This window comes from Litoreibacter janthinus (assembly GCF_900111945.1).
In the GTDB taxonomy this organism is placed as follows: Bacteria; Pseudomonadota; Alphaproteobacteria; order Rhodobacterales; family Rhodobacteraceae; genus Litoreibacter; species Litoreibacter janthinus.
The window spans coordinates 2,461,405-2,476,914 of record NZ_FOYO01000001.1; the positions used below are offsets into that span (position 1 = coordinate 2,461,405).

At 56.9% G+C, this 15,510-nt stretch carries 17 protein-coding genes; 9 read left to right on the plus strand and 8 right to left on the minus strand.

Features of this window, described 5'->3' with window-relative positions; genetic code table 11:
- Nucleotides 1-67 precede the first annotated feature (67 nt).
- From ilvN to BM352_RS12340, 3 genes are read right to left on the minus strand one after another with little or no spacing between them, the layout of a single operon-like run.
- Nucleotides 68-631 carry an acetolactate synthase small subunit gene (ilvN, locus tag BM352_RS12330; RefSeq protein ID WP_090217227.1) on the minus strand — a complete coding sequence of 188 codons (564 nt, stop codon included), beginning with the start codon at nt 629-631 and terminating at the stop codon, nt 68-70.
- Between the two features lie 19 nt (nt 632-650).
- Nucleotides 651-1,019, minus strand: a complete 369-nt coding sequence (locus BM352_RS12335) for a hypothetical protein (protein ID WP_090217229.1) — start codon at nt 1,017-1,019, stop codon at nt 651-653.
- A 4-nt stretch (nt 1,020-1,023) separates the two neighbouring features.
- Nucleotides 1,024-2,784 carry an acetolactate synthase 3 large subunit gene (locus tag BM352_RS12340; RefSeq protein WP_090217232.1) on the minus strand — a complete coding sequence of 587 codons (1,761 nt, stop codon included), beginning with the start codon at nt 2,782-2,784 and terminating at the stop codon, nt 1,024-1,026.
- Nucleotides 2,785-3,082: 298 nt separating this feature from the next.
- Here BM352_RS12340 and BM352_RS12345 point away from each other — a divergent pair, with 298 nt between their 5' ends.
- The 5 genes from BM352_RS12345 (at nt 3,083) to BM352_RS12365 (ending at nt 5,849) form a co-directional block, all read left to right on the plus strand.
- Nucleotides 3,083-3,469 (plus strand): bleomycin resistance protein, encoded by a 387-nt coding sequence (locus tag BM352_RS12345; protein ID WP_090217235.1) that lies wholly within the window; start codon nt 3,083-3,085, stop codon nt 3,467-3,469.
- Between the two features lie 82 nt (nt 3,470-3,551).
- Nucleotides 3,552-4,592, plus strand: coding sequence for a type III polyketide synthase (locus BM352_RS12350; protein WP_090217237.1), 1,041 nt, complete (start codon nt 3,552-3,554; stop codon nt 4,590-4,592).
- A 10-nt stretch (nt 4,593-4,602) separates the two neighbouring features.
- Entirely contained in the window at nt 4,603-5,094 is a 492-nt protein-coding gene (locus BM352_RS12355; RefSeq protein ID WP_090217239.1) for an isoprenylcysteine carboxyl methyltransferase family protein, read from the plus strand.
- A gap of 39 nt (nt 5,095-5,133) precedes the next feature.
- Nucleotides 5,134-5,481: a Lin0512 family protein gene (locus BM352_RS12360; RefSeq protein ID WP_090217242.1), complete on the plus strand. Its 348-nt coding sequence runs from the start codon at nt 5,134-5,136 to the stop codon at nt 5,479-5,481.
- Nucleotides 5,478-5,849, plus strand: coding sequence for a Lin0512 family protein (locus tag BM352_RS12365; protein ID WP_090217245.1), 372 nt, complete (start codon nt 5,478-5,480; stop codon nt 5,847-5,849). The genes BM352_RS12360 and BM352_RS12365 overlap by 4 nt, the downstream gene beginning before the upstream one ends.
- Nucleotides 5,850-5,869: 20 nt before the next feature.
- On the opposite strand, the gene BM352_RS12370 is transcribed toward BM352_RS12365, so the two are convergent.
- From BM352_RS12370 to BM352_RS12380, 3 genes are read right to left on the minus strand one after another with little or no spacing between them, the layout of a single operon-like run.
- Nucleotides 5,870-6,430, minus strand: a complete 561-nt coding sequence (locus BM352_RS12370) for a hypothetical protein (RefSeq protein ID WP_090217247.1) — start codon at nt 6,428-6,430, stop codon at nt 5,870-5,872.
- A 33-nt stretch (nt 6,431-6,463) separates the two neighbouring features.
- Nucleotides 6,464-7,108: a response regulator transcription factor gene (locus BM352_RS12375; protein WP_090217250.1), complete on the minus strand. Its 645-nt coding sequence runs from the start codon at nt 7,106-7,108 to the stop codon at nt 6,464-6,466.
- Complete coding sequence (locus BM352_RS12380) at nt 7,105-8,550, minus strand: cache domain-containing protein (protein ID WP_090217252.1); 1,446 nt, start codon at nt 8,548-8,550, stop codon at nt 7,105-7,107. Before BM352_RS12380 ends, BM352_RS12375 begins: the two co-directional genes overlap by 4 nt.
- A 231-nt stretch (nt 8,551-8,781) precedes the next feature.
- Between BM352_RS12380 and BM352_RS12385 the strand changes: the two genes are divergently transcribed.
- From BM352_RS12385 to BM352_RS12400, 4 genes are all read left to right on the plus strand, one after another.
- Complete coding sequence (locus BM352_RS12385; protein WP_090217254.1) at nt 8,782-9,867, plus strand: TRAP transporter substrate-binding protein; 1,086 nt, start codon at nt 8,782-8,784, stop codon at nt 9,865-9,867.
- A 124-nt stretch (nt 9,868-9,991) separates the two neighbouring features.
- On the plus strand, nt 9,992-10,918 hold the full coding sequence (locus tag BM352_RS12390) for a TRAP transporter small permease subunit (protein WP_090217255.1): 927 nt from the start codon (nt 9,992-9,994) through the stop codon (nt 10,916-10,918).
- Nucleotides 10,919-10,930: 12 nt separating this feature from the next.
- Complete coding sequence (locus BM352_RS12395) at nt 10,931-13,285, plus strand: TRAP transporter large permease (RefSeq protein ID WP_090217257.1); 2,355 nt, start codon at nt 10,931-10,933, stop codon at nt 13,283-13,285.
- Nucleotides 13,286-13,618: 333 nt separating this feature from the next.
- Nucleotides 13,619-14,224, plus strand: coding sequence for a Crp/Fnr family transcriptional regulator (locus BM352_RS12400; RefSeq protein ID WP_175500675.1), 606 nt, complete (start codon nt 13,619-13,621; stop codon nt 14,222-14,224).
- Here the strand turns inward: BM352_RS12400 and BM352_RS12405 are convergent.
- Complete coding sequence (locus tag BM352_RS12405; protein WP_090217260.1) at nt 14,208-14,606, minus strand: VOC family protein; 399 nt, start codon at nt 14,604-14,606, stop codon at nt 14,208-14,210. The genes BM352_RS12400 and BM352_RS12405 overlap by 17 nt on opposite strands.
- Complete coding sequence (locus BM352_RS12410) at nt 14,603-15,430, minus strand: arginyltransferase (protein ID WP_090217262.1); 828 nt, start codon at nt 15,428-15,430, stop codon at nt 14,603-14,605. The genes BM352_RS12405 and BM352_RS12410 overlap by 4 nt, the downstream gene beginning before the upstream one ends.
- Between the last annotated feature and the right edge of the window lie 80 nt (nt 15,431-15,510).

Sequence of the window (15,510 nt, forward strand, 5' to 3'; positions counted from 1 at the left end):
GATGGCGAATAAGCCCGCGTCCCCGTCAAAGCTCGATCTGCCTCGAGTGGCGGGGGCGCGGGTCTTTCTATTTAGCGCCGCGCGACAGGGCAGCTACGCCAGTGCGCGCCTGTTCGACCAAGCCCAGAGGGCGCATCAGGTCTGCGAAGGCGTCGATTTTCTCGGAGTGGCCGGTCATCTCGAACACAAAGCTTTCCAGCGTGCTGTCTACAACATTGGCGCGGAAGATTTCGGCCAGACGCAGCGCCTCAATCCGGTCGCTGCCGGTGCCTGCAACTTTGAACAAGGCCAATTCGCGTTCTACGCTTGCGCCTTCTTCAGTCAGGTCATGCACGTCATAGACGGGAACCATGCGTTCCAGCTGCGCCTTGATTTGGGTAATCACGGCAGGCGTGCCGGTGGTTACAATCGTGATGCGCGAGCGGTGGCCCTCATGGTCGACCTCCGCCACGGTCAGGCTTTCGATGTTGTAGCCGCGCCCCGAGAACAACCCGATCACCCGCGCCAGAACACCGGCTTCGTTCGAGACGACACAGGCCAGAGTGTGGCTTTCGATATAATCCGCATTGGGGTCCTTTAGGTCATAGGCCGAATGCTTGGACGAGCCTTTTTTGATCTTAAGCGGCGACATGGCGGTCTCTCTTTCTTCTTTATCGTATGTCGATCACAGGGGTGCCGGATTTGGCCGGATAGCCTGCGGTTGTCAGCAATGTAAGGCGCAGCGGTTCCTCCGCCGATTTGTCGAGGCAAATGCTTTTAGGCCGTAAGGTCACAGGCACGCCGTCAATGTCGATCCGGTCGGCGAAATGCAAAACCTGCGCATCCCCCGAGCCGGTTGAAGTGGCCGTCACCAGATAGCCACCGTCAGGTGCGTCGTCACAGTCCACACCGCACACACAAACCTCGGCGGCTTGCGCGAAGCGCAGCTCCTGCTGATAGACGTCGCGGTTCAGATCGAAATCTGGAACCACCGCGGGGGGCAGGGCTGCTGCAAAGAGGGAGACAAACCACTCCCACATCGGCTTACACCATCACCGCGCCTTTGGCCCCGATGGCATCTTCACCGGTGTCTTCCCCCATGAGCATCTCGTTATGCGGTGCGCCTGACGGGATCATCGGGTAGCAGTTTTCGTGCTTCTCCACGCCGCAGTCGAACACCACCGGACCGTCATGGTTCAGCATTTCCATGATTGCGTCATCGAGATCGGACGGATCGGTGCACTTGATACCCTTGGCCCCAAAGGCCTGAGCCAAAACCACGAAGTCGGGCAGGGCCTCGGACCACGAGTGGCTATAACGATTACCGTGCAGCAATTGCTGCCACTGGCGAACCATGCCAAGCCGTTCGTTGTTCAGGATGAACTGCTTGATCGGCAGGTTATACTGACGGGCGGTGCCCATTTCCTGCATATTCATCAGCCATGACGCTTCGCCCGCCACGTTGATCACCAACGCATCGGGATGCGCGACTTGCACCCCAACGGAAGCGGGCAGGCCATAGCCCATGGTGCCCAACCCACCCGAGGTCATCCAGTGGTTCGGGTCGTCAAACCCAAGATACTGCGCGGCCCACATCTGGTGTTGGCCCACCTCGGTGCAGATAAAACGGTCTTTGCGGTGCTTGGTCAGCGCCTCGAGCCGTTGCAAAGCGTATTGCGGCTTGATGATGGTTTCGGAGTTTTTGTATTCCAAGCAACGTTTTGCGCGCCATTCTTCAATCTTGTTCCACCATTTCGCCAGACCTTCTTTGTGGGTCTTGCGGCCACGGGATTTCCACACGCGCAGAAGGTCTTCCAACACATGGGCCACATCGCCAATGATCGGCACATCTACGTGAATCACCTTGTTGATCGAGGACGGGTCAATGTCGATATGGGCCTTCTTGGAGCCCGGCGAGAAGGCATCGACACGTCCGGTGATCCGGTCATCGAAGCGCGCGCCGATATTGATCATCAGGTCGCAGCCATGCATCGCCATGTTGGCCTCGTAAAGACCGTGCATACCGAGCATCCCCAACCATTGATCACCGGACGCAGGATAAGCGCCAAGCCCCATAAGAGTGGAGGTTACAGGGAAGCCGGTTTCCTTCGCGAGGTCACGCAGCAACGCCGTCGCGCTGTCGCCGGAGTTGATGACGCCACCACCAGTATAGATGATCGGGCGCTGAGCATTCTCCATCATCTCCGCAAGCTCGGTGATGCGTTCAATATCGCCTTTCACCTTCGGGCTATAATGCTGCGTACGCGCGGCTTTTGGAGCAACGTAGGAGCCTTTGGCGAACTGGACGTCTTTCGGAATGTCCACCAGAACCGGGCCGGGGCGACCGTGAGTAGCCACATGGAACGCTTGGTGAATGACGTCGGACAATTGATCCGTGTCCTTCACCAACCAATTGTGCTTGGTGCAGGGGCGGGTGATGCCAACGGTGTCGGCTTCCTGAAACGCGTCATTGCCGATCATGAAGGTTGGAACCTGACCCGTCAGAACAACCATCGGAATGCTGTCCATCAGCGCATCGGTCATGCCGGTGACGGCATTCGTGGCGCCGGGGCCGGACGTCACAAGAACAACGCCCGGTTTGCCGGTGGAACGGGCATAGCCTTCCGCGGCATGGGTAGCACCTTGTTCATGGCGGACCAGAATGTGATTGATCTTGTTTTGCTGAAAAATCTCGTCGTAGATCGGCAGCACAGCGCCACCGGGATATCCGAATACCGTGTCAACGCCCTGATCAATCAGGGCCTGAACCACCATCTCCGCGCCGGTCATTTGCTTGTTCGCCATCGTGCTATCCTTAACTCTTTCGTCTTTTCATCTGCTCACAAAAAAGCCCCCGTGTTTGGCGGGGGCGCATGGGTTCCGTTATGGAGTGTCGTTACCGACCCATGCACCGTTTTCTTAGAATGACGACTACATCGGCCATGCCGAATGCTCCTTCGTGAGTGTTTGGGGACATTACCAGCCGATTCCGGAGGGTCAACCGCCAATCTGATGAATTTTGTGTCTCTAGGGCAGATTTTATTGTATTTTTGTTGCGCCAGGCGGCTCACTAGCGACATTAACCCAAAAACTGGAGCGCAAAATGCCCAAGCTTACCCAGATTACGCCATTTCTCATGTGCTCTGACATCAAGGCGGAAATAGCGTTCTTTGAAGATTATTTGGGATTTTCCACGGGGTTTCTGTCTGAGGGCGATTACAGCTACGCTTTTCTGCGCCGCGACAACGCCGCGGTGCGGCTCTTGACCACCGACGCAGACCTGACGGATGAGCGGTGTCAGAATATGATCTATATTGATGTTGATGACGTCGACGCGCTTTGGACAGAGCTAGGACCCAAACTGTCAACCCTACCGAGCGGTCGCGTCAGAGCACCGTTCGATCAACCCTACAACCAACGCGAATTCCACGTCATTGACGAAGGACCAAACCTGATTTTGTTCGGGCATTCGATCTCGCCAGGCAAATAGACCGCGCACGATCGCGTGACACAGGCAACCCTTTGGCTTGTTACGCGTTAAGTTCCTCTTGGCCACATGAGGATTTAGTTGCATGAGCGTGTATTTGACGGGGCTTGGGATGGCGGTGCCGCCGCATGTTCTTCCCCAAACCCTCGCCGAAGATACGGCGCGCCGACTGCTTGGCCCCAGATATTCGCAATTCGAGCGACTGGCCCCCAGTTTCGCAACGTCAGGCGTCAAGACGCGCTATTCCGTGGTTCCTATCGACTGGTTCACCCATGACAAGGGTTGGACCGAGCGCACCGCTGCTTATGCGAAGGGGGCGACGGAGCTATTTATCTCAGCCGCGACCGCTGCGCTTGACGACGCTGGGCTGCGCGCGGACCAAGTCGACACAGTCGTCACCGTTTCAACGACAGGCATCGCGACCCCGACTTTAGAAGCGCGGGCCTTCTCGCGCATGGGCTTTCGGCGAAACATCCAGCGCGTGCCTGTCTTCGGGCTGGGATGTGCGGGTGGCGTCAGCGGTCTAGGGATCGCGCAGCAACTCGCCACCGCCGCTCCCGGATCGAACGTGCTGATGGTTGCTGTGGAAGCATGTTCCGTGTCGTTTCGCACGGACCGAATGCAAAAGGCCGACATTATCGCGACCGTGTTGTTTGGGGACGGCGCTGCGGCGGCAGTGCTGTCGACCGAAGGGCAGGGACCGCGCCTTGGTCCTGCACGCCAGATCCTATGGCCGGACACGCTGGACATCATGGGATGGGATGTGGATGAAGTTGGGCTTGGCGTCATATTCGATCGCTCGATCCCTGACTTCGTGACAAACCACCTGCGAGAGGCGGCGCTTACAGCGCTGGAGTTAAGCGGGCTGCGAGAAGCCGGTATTTCTCGCTTCGTTTGTCACCCCGGTGGTGCGAAGGTTGTGACGGCGATCGAGAACGCATTGTCGCTCCGCTCCGAAAGCCTGAGTGAAGAGCGCGCGGTGCTCCGAGATTTCGGCAATATGTCCGCGCCCACCGTTCTGTTTGTGCTAAAGAAAGTACTCGAAACCCCGCAGAAGGGCCAAATGATACTGGCAGCTCTAGGCCCGGGCTTCACGGGTGCTTTTATGCCCCTCCACGTCAACTGAGGGAGGTCTCATGAGCCCCGCCATACTGTTCCTTACCTTTATCATCGTGCAACGCCTCTCGGAGTTGGTCATCGCGAAGCGCAACACCGCAAGACTGATGGCTGAAGGTGCCAGAGAGATTGGCGCCGCGCATTATCCGGCGATGGTCGCCATGCACACAGCTTGGATTGCCGCGCTTGTCGTGTTCGGGTGGCAAAATCCCGTGTCGCTCCCTTGGCTCATGATTTTCGCTGTTCTCCAAGGTCTCAGACTTTGGATCCTGACGACGCTTGGCCCGCGCTGGACCACGCGCATCATCATTACCGATACGCCATTGGTCAACGCCGGCCCGTTTCGTTATTTGCGCCATCCAAACTACACGCTGGTTGTGGCCGAAATCATCGTCGCCCCGATGGTGCTCGGATTGGTTTGGGTCGCTGTTTTGTGGACGATCCTGAACGCCGCGATGCTCTTCGTGCGCATCCGCGCCGAGAACGCGGGGCTTGCGCCGCATCGGGACTAGCGGCACAACCAAGCCATTCTGCAACTCAGGAGCAGCACCTTGGCCAAAACACGCATGATCCACGAATTCGGGATGGGCACGTCACTCCGCCGCCGCGACTATACAGAGGCAGCCGCTCGCGCCATCCGAGACGCGCTGTGGCACAACTCCGTCAATCTGGCAGAGGCGTTTGGGTTTCAGAAATCCGACATGATTATAGACGTCGAAATCGGCGCTCAAGACCCGAACGCCGTGGACATCTCCAAGCTCCTGAGCATCTTTCCCTACGGCCAACCGTCTATCTGCGTCACCAAGGGCGGGCTCGACGTTCCCAAGCCTGACGGCTCCGGCGTGACTGTGATCGTCAACGCAGCCGTCATGGTCAGCTTCGATATGGAGGCCGCGTGATGGAGCATCGCATCATTCTGGAAATGGGCACGGGCAACGATCTTTACGGCCTCGATTACACCAAGGCCGCAAAACGGGCGATCCAAGACGCGTTGCACCATTCGTCGATCGTGATGTTCAAATCCCTTGATATCAGTCATGAGGACATGCGGGTGCAGGTCACCATTGGCGTGCAAAAGCCCGAAGAACTCGACATCGCTGCCCTCACTGCGGAATTGCCACGGGGCAGGGCGCAGGTCATCGGTGTTGTCGGTGGGCTGGATGTGCATGATCCGGAGAACAACCAAACTCATTTTATCGCAACGGCTGCGATTGAGGCGTTCGTGCCGATCACGGCCGCGGATTGGAAACTAAGCAGCCCAACTTAGCTGAATGCCGTCCGCCCTGTTTAAGTGTTGGTAATATCTGCACGCAGCTTGGTCAGCACGGCCTCCAAATCCCGACGCTCGCCCCAGATCAGCGACACACCCTTGTTTTTGCTTAGTCGGAGGTAAATTTGCCCATAGCCAGGTAACTCGTTCTCGGTCACAGCACTTGTGTTCCGCACAAAGTCTAGGCCCATCACGTTATCGAAGGGGATGCTGCGCTGTTTGATCGGTTCCCCACGCTTGTTGAGTGTAATCTGGTGCACCACTCTGGCTTCCAAATCGACCTCTGTGGCGTTCGTCGTCGGAGCAATAAACGAGAACCAAACGATTGGGCCGAAAACTAGCCATGTGGCGACAGTCACGATCACCTTCAGACTGAACGGATCGCCTTGAAAGACATCGTCAGGCAGCACCCAAACGACCACCCCGGCAGCCAGAAATGCCAAACCGAACAGAGCAAATACAATCCGAAAGAAACGTGCGACGACGGTTCGGCTCTCGATCGCTTGGAGCCGGTAACCGTTTTGGGTTTCTTCAGCTTTAATGTTCGGATTAGCGATCTCTAGACCAATTTCTACCATTTTAGCGTCCTTCTTTCTGAGGGTCGCGACGGATCAGAACTCAACGCCAGTCCCTTGCAGCACGCCATGCTCCATCGCGTAGCGGGTCAACCCTGCAGTGGAATTGATCCCGAGTTTACGCTTGATGTTCTTGCGGTGGGTCTCAACCGTATGGACCGAAATATCTAAATTCCCGGCGACTTCTTTGTTCGATTTGCCCTGCGCCAACTGGAGCAGGATGGTCTGCTCGCGCGCCGTCAGCGCTTCTCGCCCGTCACTGCTGGTGGGTGATAGCGATGCAGAAGCTCCGCCACATAAATAAGTCTCGCCATTCATCACCGCCAAGATCGCAGTGTGAATTTCCTCAGTCGGGACATCCTTGAGCAGATACCCGCGCGCGCCATGTGACATGGCCGTCGACACGTATTCTGGCGCGTCATGCATCGACAGGATCAGAATGCGCGTCTGCGGGTTCTGCTCCAGCAGGATCTCCGTCGCGGACAAGCCACCCATCTGCGGCATGTTCAGGTCCATCAGAATAACGTCTGGTTGGAGATCGCCGACGCGATCTACGACCTCCTGCCCGTTGCTCAGGGTCGCAATAACCTCGATATCGTCATAGCTTTCAAGAATCGCACATATTCCGTCTGCTACCATCGGGTGGTCATCGACGATCACGACTTTTATGGAAGAACTCATGCGGATTTCCTTGGGTTCGGGGCGGGGAGTTCGGACTTGGCTTCGGGCGACAGCATGTGGCTGAGCGGGACCGAGGCCTCGATAATGGTCCCGTTCTGGCTCGACAGGATGCGCAACGATCCCTTGAGTTGGTCCATCCGCTCCTGCATGTTGCGCAAGCCCAGCCCGCCAAACCGCTCGCGCGGCCCATAGCTTTCAATTCCCATCCCATTGTCCTGAATGCGCATCGTTGCGCCCATGCGGTGACCGAACACCTCAATCGCGACGTGACTGGCTTCTGCGTGGCGCTCGACATTGGTCAACGCTTCCTGCGCTATGCGGTAGAGTGCGATCTTCGCGTCCTTGTCCAACCTGTTACGAAAGACAACAGTTTTGAAATCTGTGCTTATGCCAGTTCGCTGGGCAAACTCGTCAATCAGCGATTTCAATGCCGGGCCTAGGCCAAGATCATCCAGCACTCCGGGCCTCAAATCTGCCGAAATGCGGCGCACCTCGTGGATCGCTTCGGTTAGGCCACCAATCCCTTTATCAAGGCTCTCGGACGCCTTCGGGTCCCCGCCCAACACACGTTTGCGCGCGAGTTCCAGCGTGTATCGGATACCCACCAGAATTTGGCTAATGCTGTCATGCAACTCGCGCGCCACGCGACCGCGCTCTTCTTCTTGGGTGTCGATGATCCGCTCGGTCAACGCGCGCAGTTTGGTGTCCGCCAATCGCCGTTCCCGAAGGTTGAGCAACAAGCCAGCAACGAACACGCCCATTAGAGCAAGCAGCGTTATCAGCACAATATAAACAAAGGTTTTCTGAATGCGGGCTTGGGTTTTCGCCTTCGCTGCGGCGACGGTCGTCAAAACGTCATCGATAAAAATGCCGGTGCCAAGTGCCCATTTCCAGTCCTGCAACCCAATCACATAGACTACCATCCGAGCGGTTTCGCGGGTCGAGGGTTTGGCCCAGTCATACGCATGATACCCGCCGCCAGAACGTGCAGTATCGATGATGGTGTCGACCACTGGCACACCATTCACATCACTGAGCCCCTTCCAGTTCTGGCCGATCAAGAAGGTCTGGCGGGGCGAAACAAGGTTGTTCCCGTCATAGTCGTAGACAAAGAAGAACCCGTCTTGCCCGTAGATCATTGCACTCAGGGTTTGCGTCACCTGAAGCTTTGCGGCGTCATCATCAGGGGCGGCGTTGCCGTAAACCGAGCCGATCGCGGTCCGCGCGAGGGACAGGTAGTTTTTAAGCTCGGCGCGTTTAGCGTCAATCAACTGGGCTTCAAGCTCCCGGATCTCGCGTTCCGCCAATTGACGGGACTGGATCGTAACCACAGCCGAGATGGCCGCCACTGCCAATACAAGGGGCAGGGTGGTGAGCAGAAAGATCTTCTGCCGGTAGCTTAACGCAAGACGCGTCCTGATCCGGGTCCATAGATTGGACATGAGGTAGTCGTTTCTCCCTAAGACGACAGGGCCAAGATGCGCCAGCCACCGAGAGCCGTCAATGCAGGCACCGGTGTATGAGCCTGAAATGCGAATGAAGTTTTTCTTCCATCTACCCAGCGATGGGTATTTAGCTTCCTGCAAAGCACACGTAAGGTCGCCTCACTTGAAACGATCCGTCGAGCCACAGGGCGACCTGTGTCTTGATGAAACCTTTGGGAGGAGACACCTATGGATCGTCGTTCTTTTCTAAAAACGTCCGCACTTGGCGGCACCGCAGCTGCGGCAACGACTGCGCTGGCGGCACCGGCTTATGCTCAGGGCAAACGCACCCTGACCATGGTCACCACGTGGGGCCGTGGCCTTGCGGGTGTGTTTGACGCCGCTCAGCACGCTGCTGACAGCATCACCGCCATGTCTGACGGCAACCTGACCATCGACGTAAAGGCCGCCGGCGAGCTGGTTGGCGCGTTCGAGGTGTTTGACGCCGTGACCTCCGGTCAGGCCGACATGTACCACGGTGCAGACTATTACTTCGTGGGCCAGCACCCAGGCTACGCATTTTTCACGTCCGTGCCGTTCGGCATGACCGCGCAAGAGCTGTCCAACTGGTATTATCATGGCAACGGCGCGGCTCTGCACGACGAGCTGGGCGAAATCTTCGGTCTGAAATCCTTCCTCGGTGGCAACACCGGCGCACAGGCTGGCGGCTGGTTCCGCAAGGAAATCAACGGCCCAGAAGACTTCAACGGCCTGAAGTTCCGTATGCCTGGCCTTGGCGGTCTGGCACTGGGCAAACTCGGTGCATCCGTGCAGAACCTTCCCGGCGCGGAAGTGTATCAGGCGCTGGCATCCGGCGCTATCGACGGCACCGAGTGGATCGGCCCATGGGCTGACGAAAAAGCCGGTTTCCAAGAGATCACCAAGACCTACTACACCGCAGGCTTCCACGAGCCAGGCGCAGGTCTGTCGATCGCAACCAACCGTGAAGTATTCGACTCGCTGTCGCCAGCGCATCAGAAGATCGTCGAGATCGCATCCGCAGAGGCCCACCAGTGGAACCTCGCGCAGTTCCTTAACAACAACGGTGCAGCTTTGCAGCGTCTGCAGTCGGCTGGCGTGAAAACGCTGGAATTCCCCGACGCTGTTTGGGATGCGTTCGGTAAAGCGTCCGATGAAGTGCATCAGGAAAACATGGGCGACGAGCTCTACAAGAAAATCTACGACGACTACCAAGCGTCGTTGAAAGCATCTTCGGGTTGGATCCAAAAATCCGAAAGCGCCTATCGCACACAGCGCGACCGCGTACTGGGATAAGGTCAACTTCGCCCCTTAGGGCGTTGAAATAAAAGCAGTCTTGGCCCAGCACGTTTTTGGGCCAAGACGCAATTCTACCGCCATGGGGAGTGTGGCGGCTTAAGGGACATTCGGGGGGCACGCCATGCTGGACGCAATCGTCTGGTTTTTCACCAACATAGCCATGTCATTCTACAACCTTGCCTATGCGATCACGCATCCCGGGCAGTGGTTATCGTGGGTGCCCTATATCAACCAAACACTGCCGGAGACGTCGCATAAAGAAGCGCTCATGCGCTTTATTTTTTACGGTGCGTCGATCGAGTTCTTTTTTGTCGTGTTCACGTCATTTCTGGTGCTGGTGGTCATCGGCCTTTGGCGCAACGAATTCATGTGGGGCTGCGTGCGCGGGCTGGAAGGCTTTGCCAACTTTGTAGGGCGGATCGCCGCTTGGGCGGGCCTCATCATGGTCATGCAACAGATCATCATCATCTTCATGCAGCGCATCTTTGCGCGCGCCGAAATCTCCATGGGGTTCGGCATGAGTTTTTCCAAGGACATCAGCTGGTGGGCGGAGGAGCTGAAGCTCTATAACGCGCTCGTAGTGGCCTTATGTGTGACCTATACATTCGTTCAAGGCGGCCATGTGCGGGTGGATCTTGTCTATTCCGCCGTCAGTCACCGGACCAAAAAGACTATCGATATGGTCGGAAGTCTGCTGTTCATGATGCCGGTCGCGGTGTTGACTTGGCTGTATGGCTGGTTCTTCTTGTGGCGCCATCTGGTCGTGCCCAACCCATCCGCGTCTGACGCGCTCGACAAGCTGCTGCTGAAGTCGCGCGCCTTGCGCTGGAACATCGAGACGATCGGGTTCTCGCCAAACGGCTTTAACGCTTACTTCCTCTTCAAGATTCTGCTCTGCACGTTCACTGCCATGGTGTTCTTACAGGCGATTGCCTTTTTCATGCGCTCCTACCTGGAACGCAAAGAAGGGCCGGAGAGCGAGGGCAAATACCTCGACAAAGACGTGCTGGGCGACGAAGACGCCGAGCTGGTCGCAAATATTCACTAAGGGGCGGAACCAATGCTTTTCGGATTAGATGGCGTCGAAATCGGCCTAATCATCGTTTTTCTCTGCCTTTTTGGCGGGATCCTGTCTGGCTTCCCTGTGGCGTTTGCCATCGGTGGTTCAGCGGTTATTTCCTTCGCAATCATCGCCGCGCTCGATACCGGCGGGCTGCTGATCCATCAAGCGATTGACGCCGGGTCTGCAGAATATGCGGCGCTGATCGCAGAGGGACTTAAACCCGAAACCATATCCATTTTCCGATACCCCGACCTGCCGCGACTGGCGGAGCCTGTATTCGCACAAGGCTGGGAAGTAGCACTGAACCGGAACGTGTCATTCATCGTAAACCGGATTAACGAGCGTGTGCTGGCGGGTGCCTCCATCGAGACATTGCTGGCCGTTTTGATGTTTGTGTTGATGGGCATCACGCTAGAGCGCTCCAAAATCGCCAACGACCTGCTGACAACCATGGCTCGGGTCTTCGGTCCTTTGCCCGGCGGGCTGGCAGTTTCTGTCGTTGTTGTGGGCGCATTCCTTGCGGCATCAACCGGCATCGTGGGCGCCACCGTGGTCACCATGGGCCTGCTGTCGTTGCCCACCATGCTGAAGAACAACTACTCGCCAGAGCTGGCCACAGGGGTCATCGCGGCCTCCGGCACGTTGGGGCAAATCATCCCGCCGTCCATCGTTATCGTGCTTCTGGGCACGCTGGCCGGTGATCTTTATTCCGCAGCACAAGAAGCCCGCGCGCAAGAGGTCGGCTGCTCTGACGCGCTGACTTATCTGGGCGAGCCTGCGGTGGTGTCCGTCGGCACCTTGTTCCAAGCAGCACTTTTGCCCGGCATCATGCTGGCACTGCTTTATGCGCTCTACGCATTCGGTTACGCTGTTTTGAACCCCTCCAAGGCACCCGCCGTAGAGCTCGGTGCGTCAAACGGGGAGCCAATCCGTCGCTCCGAAGCGCTGACATGGTTCCTGTTCGCCCCTGTCGGTTTGATTGTAGGGCTGATCCTTCTGATGCAGGTCAACGTCATTGGCTCGCAAAACTTCCAAGTCGACAGTTTCTCGGACGCGGGTGAAACCGCGACGTTGCGCACGAAAGTTCCAGAACAATGCGCCGCCGCGATGATCGAATTGCACGGCCAGGATGCTTGGGACACGGCTTTGGCCGAGCAAGCGACAATTGATGCGGCTGGTGGCGTTGTTCAATCTGTTAAACTGACCGAGGAAGAACTGTCCAATGCCATCGCCAAGAAGGTTGCTGACGCGGCTCCCATCGGCACCGGCATCTCCATTGGCCTTCTGATGTTCGGCCTGATGTTTGTTGTTGCGCGTGGCGTCTCGCCAACGGCAAACCCTGTTCCGCTGATCGTCGGCGTCACAGGTATATTGTTGGCCATGCTGGTCGACGTCTTGGTGATCGCGCCGACGACATCTCCCGGCGCTACGTTCCTGCTGTTACTGATCCCGATCATATTGATGCTTTACGGGGCAAAACATGCCGCAGGCATTCTTGGGCGCAATGATCTGATCCGCGTGGTCTTCCCACCACTGGTGCTGATCGTCGCGGTGCTTGGTTCTATTCTCGGGGGCATCACCAACCCGACACCTGCGGCAGCACTTGGGGCCGGCGGGGCAATCATGCTCGCCGCTTATCGCAAATTACAGGACGAGGGTCGTTCTGGCCGCATCGTAATCCTGACGACATTCGCGATCATCATTATGATCCTCGTCGGCGTGAATTTCGACCTGCGCATGAACATCGAGGTGGTCAGCTTCGAAAACACGATGGCCTTCCTCGTGGCGCAGGCGGCCTATCTCTTTGCGATCTTCGGGCTGCTTTTCGGCTGCTATGTGCTGTGGAACTACGGAGTTCTGAGCCCGGTTGTCCGCGAAACTGCCAAAGTGACATCTATGGTGTTCACCATCCTGATCGGCTCGCAACTGTTGAATCTTGTCGTGATTTCCTTCGGGGGTGAACACTATATCCAGCAGTTCCTGAAGTCCTTTGACAGCGAGTTCCAAGTCTTCATCATTGTGATGCTGGTCTTGTTCGTGCTGGGCTTCGTGCTCGATTTCCTCGAGATCATCTACATCGTCATCCCGATCGTCGGGCCGGTCATCTATGGCGGGACGATGGATCCGAAATGGGTGACGATCATGATCGCTGTGAACCTGCAGACTTCTTTCCTGACACCGCCATTCGGCTTTGCGCTGTTCTACCTGCGCGGCGTGGCGCCGAAAGAGGTCACGACGGGACACATCTATCGCGGGATCATCCCCTTTGTGCTGATCCAGGTCTTCGCGCTCGGGCTCTTGTCGCTGTTCCCTTCAGTCGTGACAATCCTGCCGAACTTGATCGGCAACTGAACAACAAACCCGCCGCATTTTCGCGTGCGGCGGGTTAAAATCCCAGTGCTGACCGTTTCGACACAAAAGCACAAAAAACGGGCTTTGCTGTAAACTAGCCGACATCCGCGCGTGAACACCCCAATTATACGTAAGTGGTAGTGCAGTAACGAGTTTTTTGTTTTCCTCTACTTGCGTAGCGCGCGTGTGTCTGCATCTTCTTCGATCGTGTGTCTTCAATCAGGTGGCTTTCCAATCCTTAAGAATTCCCAAAGGTTCCCATCTTTACTGGACGCGAAGATTCTTCGCGGTCTGCCGCCTGCCACGCAGGCGGAGTTTGTCGACAGTTGCTCTTTGCGTGTTTTCAAACGGTCGAGCATCATACTGCATCAGGGCGAGCCGACTGACAGGATGTATCTGATCGCTGAGGGTCGGGTAGAGGTCAGCTATGTCAGCGAGGCAGGGCACCATTCCATCATCTACCACGCGATGCCCGGTCAGATATTAGGCACGGTAGAAACACTGTCCGAGCGTCCTTGCGCAGGGACGTGCACGGCGCTTTCGAATACGACGCTTCTCTTCTGTCGCAGGCCGGAGCTGCTAGAGAAGATGCAGTCGCCGATCGTTCTGAGGAACTTCGCAGCAGACCTTCATGACGTTCTGAGACACGACAATCGTTACAAATCGGTGGACCAGTTTTTCTCTGCTGAGCAAAAGATTTGCGCCTATCTGGAAAAGCTGTCTGACATTCGCGGCGTGTTCAGCGAAAGCCAAGGATATCTTGCAGATGTGGTGGGGTGCTCGCGCCAGACCGTGAACAAGGAACTTGGCCGCCTGCGAGAAACAGGTATCATCGAGATGACCAAATTCGGCATTGAAATTCGGGATACTGAGGCTTTGCGCAGCCGCCTGTCTGAGCTCGACCGCTCCAGATCTCAATCGTCTAGCTCTTGCGCTTAAGCTCCAACAAATCCCAGCGATTGCCCCAAGGGTCGCGCCAAACCGCCACAGTGCCGTAGGGCTCATATCGGGGTGCCTCTTCAAAGATAACACCTGCATCCGTCATCCGAGCGTGGTCTGCTTCAAAATCATCACTATGAAGGAAGAAGCCAACCCGACCGCCAGTTTGTTGGCCGATGGCCGCCTGCTGCGTCTCACCGCTTGCCCGCGCCAACAAGATGCGCGTTTGGGCACTGGGGGATGGTGAAACAAGAACCCACCGTTTTCCGCCGCCCATATCTGTATCTTCGATCAGCTGGAAGCCGACACGATTCACGTAGAATGCAATTCCGGCGTCGTAGTCAGGGACTACGATCGCGACAGCCGATAAAAATGAACTCATTCCTTGGGCGCGCGCGTGTCTGGAAGGTTAATTCTTGCGACTTGCTCTGCGATAGGGTCGACCGACAGCGGATGTGTGTCCGCGTCGTAGTCTTCCTCGACACTCAACGACTGCCATGCACCCGCCCGGAATATCTCGAGCGCGCTGAAGCCCGCCTTGTATCCCATCTTCGGAGACCCCGGCACCCAGTAGCCCAAATACACATAGGGCAGACCGGCTTCCTGCGCGATCCGAACGTGATCCAAAATGATGTAGCTGCCTAAGGAATTGCGAGCCCAGTCAGGGTCGTAGAAAGAATAGACCATCGACAGACCGTCATCGAGCACATCGGTCAAACAGGTCGCAATCAGCTCAGGCGTGGCACCGGAGCGATCCCAATACTCGATCACTCGACTTTTAACCGGAGTTTCCTCGATCATCGCCGCGAACTCGAAGATATCCATATCCGCCATGCCACCGTCGGCATGCCGCGAATCCAGATAGCGGCGGAACAGTTCGTATTGTTCTTCCGTGGCCCAGGGCGATGTTGCTTCGCGCTCCAGCACTTTATTGCGGTTCAAGCACCTGCGCTGGCTGCGGCTTGGCACAAAATCCGCAACACGGATGCGCGCGGATAAGCAAGCAGAGCAATCGGCGCAAGAGGGGCGATACAGCACGTTCTGGGACCGCCGAAACCCTTGTTTGCTCAGGGTGTTGTTGAGCGTATTGGCATGCTCACCCTGCAACGCCGTGAACAGCTTGCGCTCACGACGTTTGTCCAGATACGGGCAGGCCTGTGGGGCAGTCACGTAGAACTGGGGGGCAATGGGTAGGGTGTGGCGCATGGAACCTCTGAAGCCAGCAGACTTGCGCGAGCCTAACAATGCCCCCCGCGAGTCACAAATGCTTTTTGGCCACGGCGCCG

Excerpts from the sequence above, each read along its gene's own strand:
- ilvN (WP_090217227.1), bottom strand. The coding sequence starts at position 631 with ATGTCGCCGCTTAAGATCAAAAAAGGCTCGTCCAAGCATTCGGCCTAT.
- BM352_RS12335 (WP_090217229.1), bottom strand. The coding sequence starts at position 1,019 with ATGTGGGAGTGGTTTGTCTCCCTCTTTGCAGCAGCCCTGCCCCCCGCG.
- BM352_RS12340 (WP_090217232.1), bottom strand. The coding sequence starts at position 2,784 with ATGGCGAACAAGCAAATGACCGGCGCGGAGATGGTGGTTCAGGCCCTG.
- BM352_RS12345 (WP_090217235.1), top strand. The coding sequence starts at position 3,083 with ATGCCCAAGCTTACCCAGATTACGCCATTTCTCATGTGCTCTGACATC.
- BM352_RS12350 (WP_090217237.1), top strand. The coding sequence starts at position 3,552 with ATGAGCGTGTATTTGACGGGGCTTGGGATGGCGGTGCCGCCGCATGTT.
- BM352_RS12355 (WP_090217239.1), top strand. The coding sequence starts at position 4,603 with ATGAGCCCCGCCATACTGTTCCTTACCTTTATCATCGTGCAACGCCTC.
- BM352_RS12370 (WP_090217247.1), bottom strand. The coding sequence starts at position 6,430 with ATGGTAGAAATTGGTCTAGAGATCGCTAATCCGAACATTAAAGCTGAA.
- BM352_RS12375 (WP_090217250.1), bottom strand. The coding sequence starts at position 7,108 with ATGAGTTCTTCCATAAAAGTCGTGATCGTCGATGACCACCCGATGGTA.
- BM352_RS12380 (WP_090217252.1), bottom strand. The coding sequence starts at position 8,550 with ATGTCCAATCTATGGACCCGGATCAGGACGCGTCTTGCGTTAAGCTAC.
- BM352_RS12385 (WP_090217254.1), top strand. The coding sequence starts at position 8,782 with ATGGATCGTCGTTCTTTTCTAAAAACGTCCGCACTTGGCGGCACCGCA.
- BM352_RS12390 (WP_090217255.1), top strand. The coding sequence starts at position 9,992 with ATGCTGGACGCAATCGTCTGGTTTTTCACCAACATAGCCATGTCATTC.
- BM352_RS12395 (WP_090217257.1), top strand. The coding sequence starts at position 10,931 with ATGCTTTTCGGATTAGATGGCGTCGAAATCGGCCTAATCATCGTTTTT.
- BM352_RS12405 (WP_090217260.1), bottom strand. The coding sequence starts at position 14,606 with ATGAGTTCATTTTTATCGGCTGTCGCGATCGTAGTCCCTGACTACGAC.
- BM352_RS12410 (WP_090217262.1), bottom strand. The coding sequence starts at position 15,430 with ATGCGCCACACCCTACCCATTGCCCCCCAGTTCTACGTGACTGCCCCA.